Source organism: Achromobacter deleyi (assembly GCF_013116765.2).
In the GTDB taxonomy this organism is placed as follows: Bacteria; Pseudomonadota; Gammaproteobacteria; order Burkholderiales; family Burkholderiaceae_B; genus Achromobacter; species Achromobacter deleyi_A.
Genome location: NZ_CP074375.1, coordinates 3,438,327 through 3,454,638, shown reverse-complemented (window position 1 = coordinate 3,454,638; position 16,312 = coordinate 3,438,327). Strand labels below are relative to the sequence as shown.

The window sequence follows — 16,312 nt, the reverse complement described above, 5'->3', positions numbered from 1 at the left end:
GCGGGTTGAACGTTGCCAACGTTTGGGGACAGACTGCCTGCGGTATCATACGACCCATATGAGAGCCGGCCCTTATGGGGCCGGTTTGCAATCCGTGCGGCAGGTCCGTTAACGCCTTTCGTTCAACCCCCCCGTCGTCATCGTACTGTGCGTCTTACTCAGCTAAAACTCGCCGGCTTCAAGTCCTTCGTCGATCCCACCGTGATTCCCGTGCCCAGCCAGCTGGTCGGCGTGGTGGGTCCCAATGGCTGCGGAAAATCGAACATCATTGACGCCGTGCGCTGGGTGCTTGGCGAGGCCAAGGCCTCGGAGCTGCGCGGCGAGTCCATGCAGGACGTCATTTTCAACGGCTCCGGCAACCGCAAGCCCGCGGCGCGGGCCTCGGTGGAAATGGTGTTCGACAACAGCGAGGGGCGCGCAGCCGGCCAGTGGAGCACCTACGCCGAAATCGCCGTGCGCCGCGTCCTGACGCGCGACGGCACCAGCAGCTATTTCGTCAACAACCAGCAGGTCCGGCGCCGCGACATCCACGACATCTTCCTGGGCACGGGCCTGGGCGCGCGCGGCTACGCCATCATCGGCCAGGGCATGATCAACCGCCTGATCGAGGCGCGTCCCGAAGAGCTGCGGGTCTTCCTGGAAGAAGCGGCCGGCGTGTCGCGCTACAAGGAACGCCGCCGCGAGACCGAAAACCGCCTGTCCGACACGCGCGAGAACCTGACCCGCGTCGAAGACATCCTGCGCGAACTGAACAGCCAGCTTGAAAAGCTGGAAGCCCAGGCCGAAGTGGCCACGCGCTATCGCGAACTGCAGGCCGACGGCGAAAAGAAGCAGCATTCGCTGTGGTTCCTGAAGGAAACCGGGGCACGGGAAGAGCGCGCCAGGAAAACGCAGGAAATGGCGCAGGCCCAGAACGAACTCGAAGCCGCCATTGCCGGCCTGAGGGCGGGCGAGGCGGCGCTGGAATCCCGGCGCCAGGCCCATTACGCCGCCAGCGACGCCGTCCACACCGCCCAGGGCGCGCTGTATGAGGCCAACGCCCAGGTCAGCCGCCTGGAAGCCGAAATCCGGCATGTGGTGGACTCCCGCAACCGCCTGCAGGCGCGCCGCGACCAGCTCCAGCAGCAGATCGCCGAATGGACCACCCAGCGCGAGCATTGCACGGAACAGATCGCCCAGGCCGAGGACGACCTGGCCACCGCCGCCGCGCGCACCGAAGAGGCGCGCGCCACGGCCGAAGACGCCCATGCGGGCCTGCCCTCGGTCGAGCAGCGTGTCCGCGAGGCCGCGGCCGGCCGCGACGAGATGCGCGCCGCGCTGGCCCGCGTCGAGCAGAACCTGGCCCTGGTGGCCCAGACCCAGCGCGACGCCGACCGCCAGATGCAGACCCTGGAGCAGCGCCGCGAACGCCTGCAGCAGGAACTGCGTGAATTGCATAGCCCCGACCCCGTGCGCCTGGAGCAGTTGGCCGGCGACCGGGTCGCGGGCGAAGACCAGCTGGAAGCCGCCCAGGAAGAATTGGCCACGCTGGAAGGCCGTGTCCCGGAGGCGGATGCCGAGCGCAGCCGCGCCCAGGCCGGCGCCCAGACCGAAGCGCAGAATCTTGCGCGCCTGGAAGCCCGCCTGTCGGCGCTCGTGAAGCTGCAGGAAGACGTGCAGAAGCAGGGCGCGCTGGAACCCTGGCTGGCCAAGCATGAGCTGGCCGGCCTGTCGCGCCTGTGGCAGAAGCTGCACGTGGAGCCGGGCTGGGAAACCGCCCTGGAATCCGCGCTGCGCGAACGGATGGCCTCCATGGAGGTCCGCAACCTGGACTGGGCGCGCGCCTTCGCCGAAGATGCGCCGCCCGCCCGCCTGGCGTTCTACCAGCTGCCGGTCGCGGCCCCCGCGCCGCCCGCGCCGGCCGGCCTGACGCCGCTGGCCAGCCTGCTGCGCATCACCGATCCGGACCTGCGCACGCTGTTGAACGAATGGCTGGCCGGCATCTATACCGCCACCGACGTCACCCAGGCCCTGGCCATGCGGGCAAGCCTGCCCGCCGGCAGCGCCTGCGTGGTCAAGGCCGGCCACCTGATCGATGCGCACAGCGTGCGCTTCTATGCGCCGGACTCCGAACAGGCTGGCCTTCTGGCCCGCCAGCAGGAAATCGAGAACCTGCAGCGCGAGATCAAGGCCCAGCAGCTGATCGCCGACCAGGCGCGCGCAGCGGTCGCCCGCGCCGAAGCGGTCTGGCAGCAGGTGTCCCAGGCCATTTCCCCGGCGCGCACCCGCGTGGCCGAGGTCACGCGCCGGGTGCATGACATTCAGCTGGAACACTCGCGACTGCAGCAGCAGGCCGAGCAGTCCGGCGAACGCGCCTCGCGCCTGCGCCAGGACCTGGAAGAAATCAAGGTCCACGAGGAAGACCTGCGCGCCACCCGCGAAGAGGCCGAAGCCCGCTTCGAGACCCTGGACGAGGAACTTGCCGAGCATCAATCCAAGTTCTCGGACGCCGAGATGGACGGCGAAACGCTGGCCGCCCAGGCCGAAGCCGCCCGCACCCGCCTGCGCGAGCTGGAACGCGCCGCCCAGGAAGCCGAATTCGCCGAGCGCGGTATCCAGGTCCGCATCACCGACCTGCAGCGCAACCAGCAATTGGCGGCCGACCAGAGCCAACGCGGCACGGTCGAACTTGAGCAGTTGATGGGCGATCTGGTCGAGCTGGATGCGTCCGCGTCCCAGGCCGGCTTGCAGGACGCCCTGGAAATGCGCGCGGAGCGCGAGGAAGCGCTGTCGCGCGCCCGCCAGGAAATGGAAAACCTGTCCGCCTTGCTGCGCGGCGCCGACGAGGACCGGCAGCAGCAAGAGCAGACGCTGGAACCGCGCCGCGCGCGCATCATGGAATTGCAGTTGCAGGAACAGGCTGCCCGCCTGGCCGAAGAGCAGTTCACCGAGCAGCTCAACGCGCGGGAAGTCGATCGCGAGGAACTGGCCCAGTTTCTGGCCAACCAGCCGGACGAATGGCGCCGCGCCAGCTGGCTGCAGCAGGAAGTCGGCCGCATCTCGCGCCAGATCGAATCCCTGGGTTCGGTCAACCTGGCGGCGCTGGACGAATTGAACACCTCGCGCGAGCGCAAGGGGTTCCTGGATTCGCAGCACCAGGACCTGATGACCGCCATCGAGACCCTGGAAGACGCCATCCGCAAGATCGACCGCGAAACGCGCGAACTGTTGCAAGAGACGTTCAACATCGTCAACGGCCACTTCGGCGAGCTCTTTCCCAAGCTGTTCGGCGGGGGCGAGGCCAAGCTGAGCATGACGGGCGAGGAAATCCTCGACGCCGGCGTGCAGGTGATGGCGCAGCCTCCCGGCAAGCGCAACAGCACCATCCACCTGCTGTCGGGCGGTGAAAAGGCGCTGACCGCGACCGCCCTGGTGTTCGCGCTGTTCAAGCTGAACCCCGCTCCGTTCTGCCTGCTGGACGAGGTGGACGCGCCGCTGGACGACGCCAACACGGAACGCTACGCGAATCTTGTTGCCAACATGAGCGAGCAGACCCAGTTCCTGTTCATCTCGCACAACAAGATTGCGATGCAGATGGCCAAGCAATTGATCGGCGTGACCATGCAAGAGCAGGGGGTTTCGCGTATCGTTGCGGTAGATATAGATTCGGCCGTGCAAATGATGGCCTCCGAAGCGGCATAAACCCAATATTTAGAAAGGCGCCGCCCTCCTGGCGCGGGATTTACACATGAGTGATTTGCAGATCGGGCTGATAGCCCTGGGCGTCTTGCTGATACTGCTGGTGTTGGGATTCAACTGGTGGCAGGACCGGCGTGTCCGGCGCAAGATGCAGAGCCATTTCCCCACATCCGAACAGGATCCGCTGTTGGGCGCGGGGGCGGCCACCGGCGCCGCGTCCGGCACCGCCGCCGCTGTGGCCCGCCGCGAGCCCGGCATGGGCGGCGATGCGCCTCGCGCGCAGCCGGGCCAGCCCGCGCCGGTGGATCCGGGCAGCGATGCCGACGACGCGGAAGAGCCCGATCCCGCCTGCGAAGTGGTCATCGAGATCAACTTTGCCGACACCGTGCGCGGCGCCGACCTGCTGCCCTACATGCAGAGCCTGCGCAGCGTGGGCCGCAAGCCCATGCGCGTGTTCGCCGAAACGGATCAGCGCCGCCACCGCGCGCGCATCCATGCCGGGGAGTCCTATGCTTCCATGCAACTGGCTGTATTGCTGGCCAACCGCAGCGGTCCGCTGACCGCCATCGAGTGGTCGCAGGCCTGGGCCCGCGCCCAGGACATGGCGGAACGCTTCGACGCCACCATCGAGGGGCCTGACCAGCAGGCGGTCCTGGAGCAGGGCGCCCGCCTGGACGACACCTGCGCCGCCCTGGATACCCAGGTCGGCCTGACCCTGCTGCTGGGCGCCGCCCAGCCAGCGGCCGAGGTGCTTTCCGTGGCGCGCGATACCGGCTTCGTGGCCGACGGCAACCGTCTTGCCTGGCCCGCCGAGAATGGCGTGGCCCGCTTCACGCTGGCGCGCGCCGACGGCGCGGCCTTCGATGCCGGAATGGGCGGCATTGAACGCCTGTATCTGCTGCTGGACGTGCCCTGCAGCCCGGCGGACAGCCGCGCCTTCGGGCGCATGGTGGACGTGGGCCGCGATCTGGCCGCGCGCCTGCGCGCCGAGCTGGTCGACGATCAGGGCAAGCCCCTGGCCGACGGTTCCGAAGCTGTCATCGACGAACGGCTGCAGGTGTTGTTCGGCCAGCTTGAACAAGCGGGCTTGCCCGCCGGCAGCGAGCGCGCCCAACGGGTGTTTGCGTAATGAGCAGCGCGTCTGGTGGCGACAACGCGGCGCAAGCCGCGGCGCGCTTGCGCGCCGAGATCGAGCAGCACAACGTCCGCTATTACGTCTACGACGAACCCTCCGTCTCGGATGCCGAGTACGACGGCCTGATGCGGGAGCTGCAGGCCCTGGAGGCCGAGCACCCCGAACTGGTGACGCCGGAGTCGCCGACCCAGCGCGTGGGCGCGGCGCCCGTATCCGCCTTTGGCAGCGTGCGCCATGTGGTGCCCATGCTGTCGTTGAACAACGCGTTCGACGAGGAAGAGGTCGCGGCGTTCGATCGCCGCGTGACCGACACGCTGCGCGGCGCGGGCCTGTTGGGGCCGGCGCAGCAACCTGACTATTTCTGTGAACTGAAGCTCGACGGGCTGGCGATCAGCCTGCGCTACGAGGACGGCCGCCTGGTGCAGGCCGCCACCCGCGGCGACGGGCAGACGGGCGAGGACGTCACGTCCAACATCCGCACCATCAAGGCGATCCCGCTGCAGTTGAAGGGCGCCGCCCCGAAAGTGCTGGAGGTGCGCGGCGAAGTGCTGATGAACCGCGCCGACTTTGAAAAGCTGAACCAGGCCCAGGCCAGGCGCGACGAAAAAGTATTCGTCAACCCGCGCAACGCGGCCGCCGGCAGCCTGCGCCAGCTGGATCCGCGCATCACGGCCAAGCGGCCCCTGCGTTTCTTCGCCTACGGCTGGGGCGAGGTCCACGGATTGCCGGGCGCCCAGAGCGGGCTGTTCGACGAAGCCTCGGCGGGCGCGGCGCAAGCCTCGCAGCTGCCCGAGAAGTCGCATGGCGCCATGCTGGAATGGCTGGCTACGCTGGGTCTGCCGGTCAATGTGATGCACAACCACCGGGCCACGGGCGCCGAGGGCCTGATGGCTTTCTACGCCAGGGTGGGCGCGACGCGCGCCGGCTTGCCCTATGACATCGACGGCGTGGTCTACAAGGTGGATTCGCTGCCGGCCCAGAAGGTCCTGGGCTTCGTGGCGCGGGCGCCGCGCTTCGCACTGGCGCACAAGTTCGCCGCGGAAGAGGCTAGCACCACCCTGCTGGACATCGAGGTGCAGGTGGGCCGCACCGGCGCCATCACGCCCGTCGCCCGGCTGAAGCCCGTGTTCGTGGGCGGCGTCACCGTCACCAACGCCACGCTGCACAACGAAGACGAGATCCGCCGCAAGGACGTGCGCATCGGCGACACGGTCATCGTGCGCCGCGCCGGCGACGTGATTCCCGAGGTGCTGGGTCCCGTGCTGGAAAAGCGGCCGGACGACGCCAGGGAATTCGTCATGCCGACGGCCTGCCCGGTCTGCGGCTCGGCCATCGAACGCCTGGAAGACGAAACCATCGCGCGCTGCACGGGCGGCCTGTTCTGCGGCGCGCAGCGCAAGCAGACACTGTGGCATGCCGCCAGCCGCAAGGCCCTGGACATCGAAGGCCTGGGCGAAAAGCTGGTGGACCAGCTGGTCGACAGCGGGCGGGTCAAGACGCTGGCCGACCTCTACAGCCTGCGTCCCCTGGAGCTCGTGGGTCTGGACCGCATGGGCCAGAAATCCGCCGACAATCTGGTCGCCGCCATCGAAAAGGCGCGGGCGCCCGGGCTGGGCCGTCTGCTGTTCGCGCTGGGCATACGCCACGTGGGCGAAACCACGGCGCGCGATGTGGCGCGTCATTTCGGCAGCATCGACGCCATCATGGACGCCGACGAGGATGCCTTGTCCTCGGTGCCCGATGTGGGGCCGGTGGTGGCGGCGTCGATCCGCCGCTTCTTTGCCGAGCAGCACAATCGCGATGTGATCGAGCAGCTGAAGTCGCAGGGCGTGAACCCGGTGGCCGAAGCGGTGCCCCAGGGCACCACGCTTGCGGGCAAAACCTTCGTGCTGACGGGCACGCTGCCCAACTGGACGCGCGAAGAGGCCTCCATGCATATCCAGGCCGCCGGCGGCAAGGTCAGCGGCTCGGTGTCCAAGAAGACAGCCTATCTGGTGGCGGGCGAGGACTCGGGCAGCAAACTTGTGAAGGCCCAGGAACTGGGCGTGACGGTGCTGGACGAAGACGGGCTGAAGGCACTGCTGGGCGCGTCCTAGACCGAAGCCGCCGTTGCGGTAGTCCGCCCAGACCCCTATAGCCGCACCGCTCGCGGGCGAAAAAAAACTGCCCGCAGATGCGGGCAGTTTTTTGGCCAAGCCTTTACTGAATCTTGGCCTTTTCGCGCAGCTGCTTCTGGTAGTCGGCCAGGGTTTGCTGGCGCAGCATTTCTTCCAGTTGCGGACGCACCTGGTCCAGCGGGGGGAATTCCACCGGGCGGGTGTCGTCGACCATGATGATGTGCCAGCCGAATTGCGTCTGCACCGGCTTGTCCACCAGTTGACCCTTCTTCAGCTGGGTCACGGCTTGCGCGAACGGCTGGACGTAGTTGGTCGGGGGAGCCCAACCCAGATCGCCACCCTTTTCGGCGCTGCCGGGGTCCTTGGAGTTCTTCTTGGCCAGGTCGTCGAACTTGCTCTTGTTGCTCTTGATCTGGGCCAGCAGGTCATTGGCCGACTTCTCGTCTTCGACGAGGATGTGGCGGACCTTGTATTCCATCTTGCCGGCCTGTTCCTTCTTGATCTTCTCGTATTCGGCCGTGACCTTGGCGTCCGAGACCGGATTCTTGGCCAGGTAGTCGGCCATCAGGGCGCGGACCAGGATGCCTTGGCGGGCGAGTTCGATTTCGGTCTGAACGTCGGCCTGCTTGGCGATTCCGCTGGATTCGGCGGCTTGCACGAAGATCTGGCGGTTGATCATTTCCTGCTTGACCTGTTCGCGCAGTTGCGGCGAATCGGTTGCGCCCTGGCCGACGAGCAGCTTGACGAATTGATCCAGGCTCTTTTGCGGGATGGCCTTGCCGTTGACGGTAGCCACGTTTTGCGCAAAAGCAGGCACGGCGATGACGCAGGCCGCAGCCAGCATGACGATGCGTTTCATGAATATCCTTTTACTTTCTATTTGGGAGCCTGGGCATCTAGCGCAAGCGCATGAATCGGATAGGGGATCAAATCTTGCAAATGATGATACACCAGCCTATGCCGCGCAACGGCGGAGAGCCCCGCGAAGCAAGGCGCTACGATGATCACGCGATAGTGGCCGGCGCCGTTTTTACTGCCTTCGTGGCCGGCATGCAAATGCGAGTCGTCCAGAATGTCCAGGCTGACGGGTTCCAGGACGGCAAGCCGCTCCCGGATCAGGGTGATGCGATCGGTGGTTTCTGACATGGCTGGCATTGAGAAAGTTCCGGCGCGCCGCGCCGGGGGCGGGCGCGCCATGAGGGGGCTGTCGGCCGGTTCAGGGCTTGCCGGGCGGGGTGCCGGAGCCGGAAGGCGTATTTTCCTCGGTCTGGATGTGCTTGCCCAGCCACAGCGACTGCCCGATCACGAACACGACCATCAGCCCCATCAGGCCGAAGGCCTTGAAGCTGACCCATTGCGACTCGGTGAAGTGGCCGGAAAACGCCACATACAGGTTGAGCGCGCCGGCGATCAGGAAGAAGGCGGCCCAGACCATGTTCAGCTTGTCCCAAGCCGCGTCCGGCAGCTGGATCTGTTTTTCCATCAGGCGGCGGATCAGGTTGCGGCCGAACAACAGGCGGGCAAACACCAGCGCGCCGCCGAACATCCAGTACAGCACCGTGGGCTTCCACTTGATGAAGACGTCGCTGTGCAGCCAGATGGTGGCACCGCCGAACACGAGGATGACCGTCAGGTTGACCCAGTGCATGGCTTCGGTGGCGCGGCCGGTCGCCTTCAGCCAGACGATCTGCAGCACCGCCGCCGCCATGGCGACGCCGGTGGCGATGAAGATGTCTGTGAAACGGTAGGCAATGAAGAACAGGAACAGCGGAAACAGGTCGAACAGAAACTTCTTCATTCAGTCTTCTATGGGTTCAAACGTCATCGACAGGGAATTGATGCAGTAGCGCAGGCCGGTGGGCTCGGGGCCGTCGGGGAAGACGTGTCCCAGGTGCGAGTCGCAGACGTTGCAAAGCACTTCGGTGCGCACCATGCCGTGGGTGACGTCGCGCTCTTCGCGCACCAGCGCCGGGTCCAGCGCCTGGAAGTAGCTGGGCCAGCCGCAGCCGGCGTCGAATTTGGTGTCGGATGCGAACAGCGCCGTGCCACAGCCCACGCAGCGGTAGATGCCATGCGTGAACGTATTCCAGTAACGCCCGGTGAATGCGCGTTCAGTACCCTTTTCCCGGGTGACAACGTATTCTTCCGGGGAAAGCTGGGCACGCCATTCGGCGTCGGATTTGCGTACTTTTTCCATATGAGCTCTTGGAGTCCCGATGCCCGAAATGGTTCGGGCATAATCCCGCCCCATGTTAATCGAGTTTGACCAGGCGGTAGTATCCACGCCCCAGGCGGAAGTGTTGCGCGGGGTGAGCGTGACCCTGGCCGAACGCCGCATCGGCATCGTCGGCCCCAATGGCGCCGGCAAGAGCACGCTGGCTCGCTTGGTCAACGGACTGGTGATGCCGTCCTCGGGCAGCGTGCGGGTCGACGGGCTGGACACGCGGCAGGACCTGAAGGCCGTGCGCGGGCGGGTCGGCTTCGTTTTCCAGAATCCCGAGAACCAGATCGTTTTTCCCATCGTGCGTGAAGACCTGGCGTTCGGCCTGAAGCGACTGGCGCCCGACCGCCAGCAGCGCGAGGCCCGCATCGAAGCCCGGCTGGACAGCCTGGGCGTGGGTCATCTGGCCGACCGCAGCAGCCACACCCTGTCCGGCGGCGAGCGTCAACTGGTGGCGCTGGCGGCGGTGCTGGTCATGGAGCCGGCGCTGATCGTGTTCGACGAACCCACCACCCAGCTGGACCTGCGCAACCGCAATCGCGTGCGCGGCGCCATCGCCGGACTGCCCCATGACGCCATCGTCGTCAGCCACGATCTGGAACTGCTGGAGGATTTCGACCGCGTGCTGGTCGTGCGCGATGGCAATATCGCGGCCGACGACACGCCGGCCGCGGCTCTGCGCTGGTATCGGGAGCATTGCGCATGATGGAGCCACTCTACGTAGCGGGCGACTCGCCGTTGCATCGGTTGCCGGCCTGGTTGAAGCTCCTGGCGCTGATGGCGGCGGGGGCGGGCTTGTTCATGCTCAGGGACCCGCGCTGGCTGGCGCTGGCGTTGGCCGTGTCCGCGGCACTGGTGTGGTCGACGGGCGTTGGCCTGGCGGCCGTATGGCGCCAGGTGCGCGGGCTGGTCTGGGTGCTGTTGGCCGTGGCGCTGTTCACGGGCTGGTTCCAGGGCGCGATCGAGGCGCTTGCCGTCGTGTTGCGCGTGGCGGCGATGGTCGGGCTGGCATTGGCGGTGACGCTTGCCACCCGCACCTCGGACCTGATCGCCGTTTGCGAGAGGGCGCTGGCGCCGTTTGAGCGCCTGGGCCTGGTGGACGCCGGCAAAGTCGCCTTGGCGTTGGCGTTGACGCTGCGCTTCGTGCCTGAAATCTGGCGCAACTTCCAGGAAATCCGCGAAGCCCAGGCAGCACGCGGTCTGGGCGCCAATCCCATTGCGCTGATCGTGCCGCTGATTGTGCTGACCTTGAAGCGGGCCCAGGAAGTCGCCGAAGCCATTGATGCGCGCAGCTCCTGACGGCGGCGCGCCGGTCTAGAAAAGGAAAGGGGGAAACCATGAAATCCAATAACACCGTGCTGGTTGCACTGTTCGCGGCGCTGATCGTTGTCCTGAGCCTGATGCCGCCGATCCCGTTGCCGGGTATTCCGGTGCCGATTACCTTGCAGACGCTGGGCGCCATGCTGGCCGGCGCGATGCTGGGGCCGCTGCGGGGCGCGTTGGCCTGCGTGCTGTATCTGACGCTGGCGGCGGTCGGCCTGCCCGTGCTGCCCGGCGGCCGCGGCGGGCTGGGCGCCTTCTTCGGTCCCACGGGAGGTTTCCTGATCGGCATGGTGGCTGGCGCCTTCGTGACGGGCTGGCTGGCGCGCCGGCTGGCTGCCCGCGCCTCGGGCACCTGGATGGGATTGGCTGGCTATGTGGCCGCCTGCGTCATCGGGGGCATCGCGGTGGTGTACGCCTTCGGCGTGCCCTGGCTGGCGGCGGTGGCAAAAATGGATCTGGCCAAGGCCGCGATGGCGGTGGCGGTCTTTCTGCCGGGCGATCTGGTCAAGGCCGTGGTGGCGGCCTGGGTGGCGTCGCGCGTCGAACGCGTGTGGCCGGTGCTGGGCCGCTGACCGGCGCAGGCGTCGGGGGCAAGGGAATCCCCCAACTGACGCCTGTCACCCTTTCAAGTACAAGTTCGCCATTAACAAATGCGTTCGCTAAAACTGGGTTTCCGTAGCACATCAGGGAATTACCGTAGTTGCGCGAAGTCATCTGATACTGTTTTAACCATATAATATTTTTTTCTGTATAACTTTAAACAGGCTCGCTTCGCCTCGTTCGAGGCACATAAGAGCCATCACAGGAGACAAAAATATGCGCAAGCACTTCGGCTTGTCCGCGGCGGCTGCCGCTGTAGCCCTGACCCTGCCGCTCCTGGCGAGCGCACAGGTCAAGGTCGGCGTGACGGTGTCCAGCACCGGCCCCGCCGCGTCGCTGGGTATTCCCGAGCGTAATACCGTGGCGCTGCTGCCCAAGGAAGTGGCCGGCCAGAAGATCGAATGGATCGTCCTGGACGACGCCACCGACACGACGCAAGCCGTCAAGAACTCGCGCAAGCTGGCTTCCGACGACAAGGTCGACGTGCTGATCGGCACCTCCGTGACGCCGGGCTCGCTCGCCATGGTGGACGTGGCCGCCGAAGCCAAGGTGCCGATGATCAGCGTGGCCGCCAGCGCCAAGATCGTCGAACCCGTGGACGACAAGCGCCGCTGGGTTTTCAAGACCCCCCAGAACGACGCGCTGATGGCTGGCGCCCTGGCTGACGCCATGGCCAAGTCCAAGGTCAAGACGCTGGGCTTCATCGGCTTTGCCGACGCCTACGGCGACGGCTGGCTGGACGTGATGCAGAAGGCCGCCAAGGCCAAGGGCATCGAGATCGTCGCCATTGAAAAGTACGGCCGCACCGACACCAGCGTAACGGGCCAGGTGCTCAAGCTGGTCGGCGCAAAGCCGGACGCCATCCTGATCGCCGGCGCCGGCACCCCGTCCGCGCTGCCGCAAAAGGAATTGAAGGCCCGCAACTACGGCGGCACCATCTATCAAACCCACGGCGCCGCCAACAACGACGTGCTGCGCGTTTGCGGCAAGGATTGCGACGGCATGTTCCTGCCGGCCGGTCCGCTGCTGGTCGCAGCCCAGTTGCCCGACAGCAATCCGGTGAAGAAGTCGGCCCTGGCCTACGTCGAAACCTACGAGAAGGCCAACGGCGCGGGTTCGACCAACACGTTCGGTGGCCATATGTGGGATGCCGGCCAGCTGGTCGTGGCTGCGTTGCCGGTGGCGCTGAAGTCGGGCGCCAAGCCCGGTACGCCCGAGTTCCGCGCCGCCATGCGCGACGCGCTGGAAGGCGTGAAGGATCTGGCGGCCTCGCAAGGCGTGTTCAACATGTCGCCCACCGACCATGCCGGCTTTGACGAGCGTTCGCGCGTCATCGTCAAGGTGGAAAACGGCAAGTGGGTCTACCAGCCCGGCCTGTAACCCTCCAGGCTTGCCCGATCCAAGGGTGCACGATGCGCGGCGGCGCCTGTAAAGCGCCCGCCGCGCGGCACCCGAGCAATACTTCGCACCGGCCTTTCCGGCCGGTGTGTCGTATCAGTGTCCCGGTCCTGCCCGGCACACAAAGAAACCACAAGGTAGTTGTTCGATGGATTCATCAATTGCGCTGATCCTGCTGCAAGACGGTGTCGTCAACGGCGCCATCTATGCCCTCCTGGGCATGGCTCTGGTGCTGGTTTTCGCCGTTACGCGCGTCATTTTCATTCCCCAGGGCGAGTTCGTGGCGTTCGGCGCCCTGACCCTGGCCATGCTGGTGGATGGCAAGGTGCCCGGCACCGCCTATCTGCTGCCGTTGTTGGGCCTGGTCTGCCTGGTGCTTGAGCTGCTGCGCGCGCTGCGCGCCCGTAGCGCCGCCGGCCTGCCCAAGACCCTGCTCACCTGTGTCGTCCTGCCGCTGGCCCTGTTCTGGCTCACGAAGAGCTATACCGCCGCCGACAATTCGCTGTGGCTGAACATGCTGCTGACGCTGTTCCTGGTGGTGCCGATGGGGCCGATGGTCTATCGCATCGTCTACCAGCCCTTGGCCGAAGCCACCGTCCTGGTGCTGCTGATCGTCTCCGTGGCGGTCCACTTCGCGCTCATGGGCCTGGCGCTGGTGTTCTTCGGCGCCGAAGGCTGGCGCACGCCGGCGTTCGTCAGCGGGCAGGTCGACCTGGGATTCATGACCTGGTCCGCGCAAAGCCTGTTCGTCGTCGCCACCTGCGCGCTGCTGATCGTGGCCCTGTGGCTGTTCTTCGGCAAGACGCTGTACGGCCGCGCCCTGCGCGCCACCGCCGTCAACCGCCGCGGCGCGCGGCTGGTGGGCATCAGCACCACCATGTCCGGCACCCTGACGTTCACGCTGGCCGTGGGCATCGGCGCCATGTCCGGCATGCTGATTGCCCCCATCACCACCGTCTACTACGACACCGGCTTCCTGATCGGCCTGAAGGGTTTCGTGGGCGCCATCATCGGCGGCCTGGCCAGCTATCCCATCGCGGCGGCGGGTTCGCTGCTGGTCGGCGTGCTGGAATCCTTCTCGTCCTTCTGGGCCAGCGCCTACAAGGAAGTGATTGTCTTTACCCTGATCATCCCGGTTCTGGTCTGGCGTTCGTTCAGCACCCATCACGCGGACGAAGAGGAATAAACGCCATGAACCGCATTCTGCTTGCCGTATTTCTCGTCGTCCTGGCGGGCCTGCCGCTGGTATCGGCCACGCCCGAATTCTGGGTGACGCAACTCAATTACATCGGCCTGGCCAGCCTGGTCGTGCTGGGCCTGGTGCTGCTGACCGGCGTGGGCGGCCTGACGTCCTTTGGCCAGGCGGCGTTCGTCGGCCTGGGCGCCTACACCACCGCCTTCCTGACGACGCAGTACGACGTGTCGCCCTGGCTGGCGCTGCCTGCCGGCCTGGTGCTGACGGCCGTGGTGGCCTATCTGCTGGGTTCGATCACGCTGCGCCTGTCTGGCCACTATCTGCCCTTGGGCACCATCGCCTGGGGCCTGTCGCTGTATTTCCTCTTCGGCAACATCGACTGGCTGGGCAAGCATGACGGCATCGCCGGCATCGAGCCCATCAGCATCTTTGGCATGTCGCTGGCCAATGGCCGCCACATCTACTACCTGATCTGGGTGTTCGTGCTGCTGGCGCTCTGGGCGACGCGCAACCTGCTCAACTCGCGTCCTGGCCGCGCCATCCGCGCCTTGAAGAGCGGGGCGGGCATGGCCGAGTCCATGGGCGTCAACACGGCTGCCTACAAGGTCGTGATCTTCGTCTGGGCAGCCTTGCTGGCCTGCGTGTCGGGCTGGCTGTACGCGCACATGCAGCGCGCCGTCAGCCCCAGCCCCTTCGGCCTGAACTACGGCATCGAATACCTGTTCATGGCGGTGGTGGGCGGCGCGGGCTACGTCTGGGGCGCCTTGCTGGGTTCCAGCGTCATCCTGGTGCTGAAGGACCAGCTGCAGAACCTGCTGCCCAAGCTCCTGGATACCAACGCCAACTTCGAGATGATCGTCTTCGGCGTGCTGCTGATCCTGATGCTGCAATATGCCCGCAACGGCCTGTGGCCGATCCTGGCGGGCTGGTGGAGCAGCATCACCGGCGCGGATGGCTCGCGCCGCAACCTGGCGCCGCCCGCGACGGCGCCGGCCCTGCCGGCGCGCGAGCGTCCGCAGCCCGGCCAGGTGGTGCTTGAAGTCGACGCCATCCGCAAGGAATTCGGAGGCCTGGTCGCCGTCAATGACATCACCTTCAAGGTCAGCTCCGGCGAGATCATGGGCCTGATCGGCCCCAATGGCGCCGGCAAGAGCACGACCTTCAACCTCATCAGCGGCGTGCTGCCGGTGACGCGAGGCCAGGTCACGTTCATGGGCCAGCGCATCGACAACCGCTCGGCGCGCGAGATCGCCAAGCTGGGCGTGGGCCGCACGTTCCAGCACGTCCAGCTGCTGCCCGGCATGACCGTGCTGGAAAACGTGGCGCTGGGCGCGCACTTGCGTTCGGACGTGGGCGTGCTGGCCGGCGCCTTGCGCTCGGACCGCGCCCGCGAGGCGCAGCTGCTGCACGAAGCGGCCCAGCAGATCAAGCGCGTGGGCCTGGGCGAATACCTGTATGAACAGGCCGGCAACCTGGCGCTGGGCCAGCAACGCATCCTGGAGATCGCGCGGGCCCTGGCCTCCGATCCGGTGCTGCTGCTGCTGGACGAACCCGCCGCCGGGCTGCGCTACAAGGAAAAGCAGGACCTGGCGCGCGTGCTGGAGCAACTGCGCGCGGAAGGCATGAGCATTCTGCTTGTCGAACACGATATGGATTTTGTGATGCGCCTGACCAACCACCTCGTGGTGATGGATTTCGGCACCAAGCTGGCCGAAGGCGTGCCGGCGGACGTGCAAAAGAACCCGGCGGTGCTGGAAGCCTACCTGGGCGGCATCGATGACGATCTGCCCGAGGCGGACCAGGGCAAGCCCGTGTCGGCAGGAGGCGTGTGATGAGCGCGATCCAATCCCCCGTTCTCGAAGTCAGCAACCTGTCGGCCCGCTATGGCAAGGTCGGCGCACTGGCGGGCGCCACGCTCACCGTGCCCGCGGGCAGTATCGTCACGGTGATCGGCGCCAATGGTGCCGGCAAGTCGACCATGCTGAACGCCGTCATGGGCTCCTTGCCCCAGACCGGCCATTCGGCCGGTTCGGTGCAGTACGCCGGCACGGACGTGTCGAGCTGGCCGGTAGAGCGCCGCGTGGCGGCTGGCATGTCGCTGGTGCCCGAGCGCCGCGAACTGTTCGGCACCATGTCGGTGGAAGACAACCTGCTGCTGGGCGGCTTTCGCCGTTATCGCGCCCGCGAAAGCGGCTGGCGCGACACCCTGAACGAAGTGTTCGACCTGTTCCCGCGGCTGCGCGAACGGCGCGCCCAGCACGCCGGCACGCTGTCGGGCGGCGAACGCCAGATGCTCGCGGTCGGCCGCGCGCTCATGGCCAAGCCCACCTTGCTGATGCTGGACGAGCCCAGCCTGGGCCTGGCGCCGCGCATCGTGCGCGAGATCTTCCACATCATCGCGCGCCTGCGCGAGACCGGCGTGGCGATCCTGCTGGTTGAGCAGAATGCCCGCGCGGCATTGCAGGTGGCCGACTACGGCTACGTGCTTGAAACCGGCGAAGTCATCCTGCATGGTCCGGCGCGCGAGCTGGCCGGGGATCCCAAGGTCATCGAAAGCTATCTGGGCCTGGGCAAGGGCGCCGAAGCGGCCTGACCACTCAGCGCCCGCAAAAAAGCGCCGGACGCCGCAAGGCGCCGGCGTTTTT

14 protein-coding genes are annotated in these 16,312 nt (G+C 66.4%); 10 read left to right on the top strand and 4 right to left on the bottom strand.

The annotated features are described in order from the left end of the window. The first annotated feature begins 147 nt into the window (after nucleotides 1-147). Genes smc through ligA form a run of 3 tightly spaced genes read left to right on the top strand, consistent with a single transcriptional unit; the run spans nucleotide 148 to nucleotide 6,909 of the window. Nucleotides 148-3,681: a chromosome segregation protein SMC gene (gene smc, locus HLG70_RS15505; protein ID WP_171664306.1), complete on the top strand. Its 3,534-nt coding sequence runs from the start codon at nucleotides 148-150 to the stop codon at nucleotides 3,679-3,681. A gap of 46 nt (nucleotides 3,682-3,727) precedes the next feature. After that, a complete protein-coding gene (locus HLG70_RS15500) occupies nucleotides 3,728-4,807 on the top strand; it encodes a cell division protein ZipA C-terminal FtsZ-binding domain-containing protein (protein WP_171664305.1) in 1,080 nt (359 codons plus the stop codon). Further along, the gene (ligA, locus tag HLG70_RS15495; RefSeq protein ID WP_171664304.1) at nucleotides 4,807-6,909 is read left to right on the top strand and encodes an NAD-dependent DNA ligase LigA; all 2,103 of its coding nucleotides are present in this window, start codon (nucleotides 4,807-4,809) and stop codon (nucleotides 6,907-6,909) included. The genes HLG70_RS15500 and ligA overlap by 1 nt, the downstream gene beginning before the upstream one ends. Before the next feature lie 103 nt (nucleotides 6,910-7,012). Here ligA and HLG70_RS15490 read toward each other — a convergent pair whose 3' ends face one another. The 4 genes from HLG70_RS15490 to msrB all read right to left on the bottom strand — a co-directional run bounded on the left by HLG70_RS15490 (nucleotide 7,013) and on the right by msrB (nucleotide 9,127). Further along, on the bottom strand, nucleotides 7,013-7,789 hold the full coding sequence (locus tag HLG70_RS15490; protein WP_171664303.1) for a peptidylprolyl isomerase: 777 nt from the start codon (nucleotides 7,787-7,789) through the stop codon (nucleotides 7,013-7,015). 17 nt (nucleotides 7,790-7,806) lie between these two features. Beyond that, entirely contained in the window at nucleotides 7,807-8,076 is a 270-nt protein-coding gene (locus HLG70_RS15485) for a BolA family protein (protein WP_171664302.1), read from the bottom strand. A gap of 70 nt (nucleotides 8,077-8,146) precedes the next feature. Further along, on the bottom strand, nucleotides 8,147-8,728 hold the full coding sequence (locus HLG70_RS15480; protein ID WP_171664301.1) for a septation protein A: 582 nt from the start codon (nucleotides 8,726-8,728) through the stop codon (nucleotides 8,147-8,149). Beyond that, nucleotides 8,729-9,127, bottom strand: a complete 399-nt coding sequence (msrB, locus tag HLG70_RS15475) for a peptide-methionine (R)-S-oxide reductase MsrB (protein WP_171664300.1) — start codon at nucleotides 9,125-9,127, stop codon at nucleotides 8,729-8,731. Between the two features lie 52 nt (nucleotides 9,128-9,179). Between msrB and HLG70_RS15470 the strand changes: the two genes are divergently transcribed. The 7 genes from HLG70_RS15470 (at nucleotide 9,180) to HLG70_RS15440 (ending at nucleotide 16,260) form a co-directional block, all read left to right on the top strand. Next, entirely contained in the window at nucleotides 9,180-9,857 is a 678-nt protein-coding gene (locus HLG70_RS15470; protein WP_171664299.1) for an energy-coupling factor ABC transporter ATP-binding protein, read from the top strand. Continuing rightward, the gene (locus HLG70_RS15465; protein ID WP_171664298.1) at nucleotides 9,854-10,450 is read left to right on the top strand and encodes an energy-coupling factor transporter transmembrane component T family protein; all 597 of its coding nucleotides are present in this window, start codon (nucleotides 9,854-9,856) and stop codon (nucleotides 10,448-10,450) included. The genes HLG70_RS15470 and HLG70_RS15465 overlap by 4 nt, the downstream gene beginning before the upstream one ends. 38 nt (nucleotides 10,451-10,488) lie before the next feature. Then, on the top strand, nucleotides 10,489-11,046 hold the full coding sequence (locus HLG70_RS15460; RefSeq protein WP_171664297.1) for a biotin transporter BioY: 558 nt from the start codon (nucleotides 10,489-10,491) through the stop codon (nucleotides 11,044-11,046). A gap of 244 nt (nucleotides 11,047-11,290) precedes the next feature. Then, complete coding sequence (locus HLG70_RS15455) at nucleotides 11,291-12,454, top strand: ABC transporter substrate-binding protein (protein ID WP_171664296.1); 1,164 nt, start codon at nucleotides 11,291-11,293, stop codon at nucleotides 12,452-12,454. Nucleotides 12,455-12,620: 166 nt separating this feature from the next. Beyond that, nucleotides 12,621-13,658 carry a branched-chain amino acid ABC transporter permease gene (locus tag HLG70_RS15450; protein WP_171664295.1) on the top strand — a complete coding sequence of 346 codons (1,038 nt, stop codon included), beginning with the start codon at nucleotides 12,621-12,623 and terminating at the stop codon, nucleotides 13,656-13,658. A 5-nt stretch (nucleotides 13,659-13,663) separates the two neighbouring features. Then, entirely contained in the window at nucleotides 13,664-15,499 is a 1,836-nt protein-coding gene (locus HLG70_RS15445) for a branched-chain amino acid ABC transporter ATP-binding protein/permease (RefSeq protein WP_171664294.1), read from the top strand. Continuing rightward, complete coding sequence (locus HLG70_RS15440) at nucleotides 15,499-16,260, top strand: ABC transporter ATP-binding protein (RefSeq protein ID WP_171664293.1); 762 nt, start codon at nucleotides 15,499-15,501, stop codon at nucleotides 16,258-16,260. Before HLG70_RS15445 ends, HLG70_RS15440 begins: the two co-directional genes overlap by 1 nt. The last annotated feature ends 52 nt before the right edge of the window (nucleotides 16,261-16,312 follow it).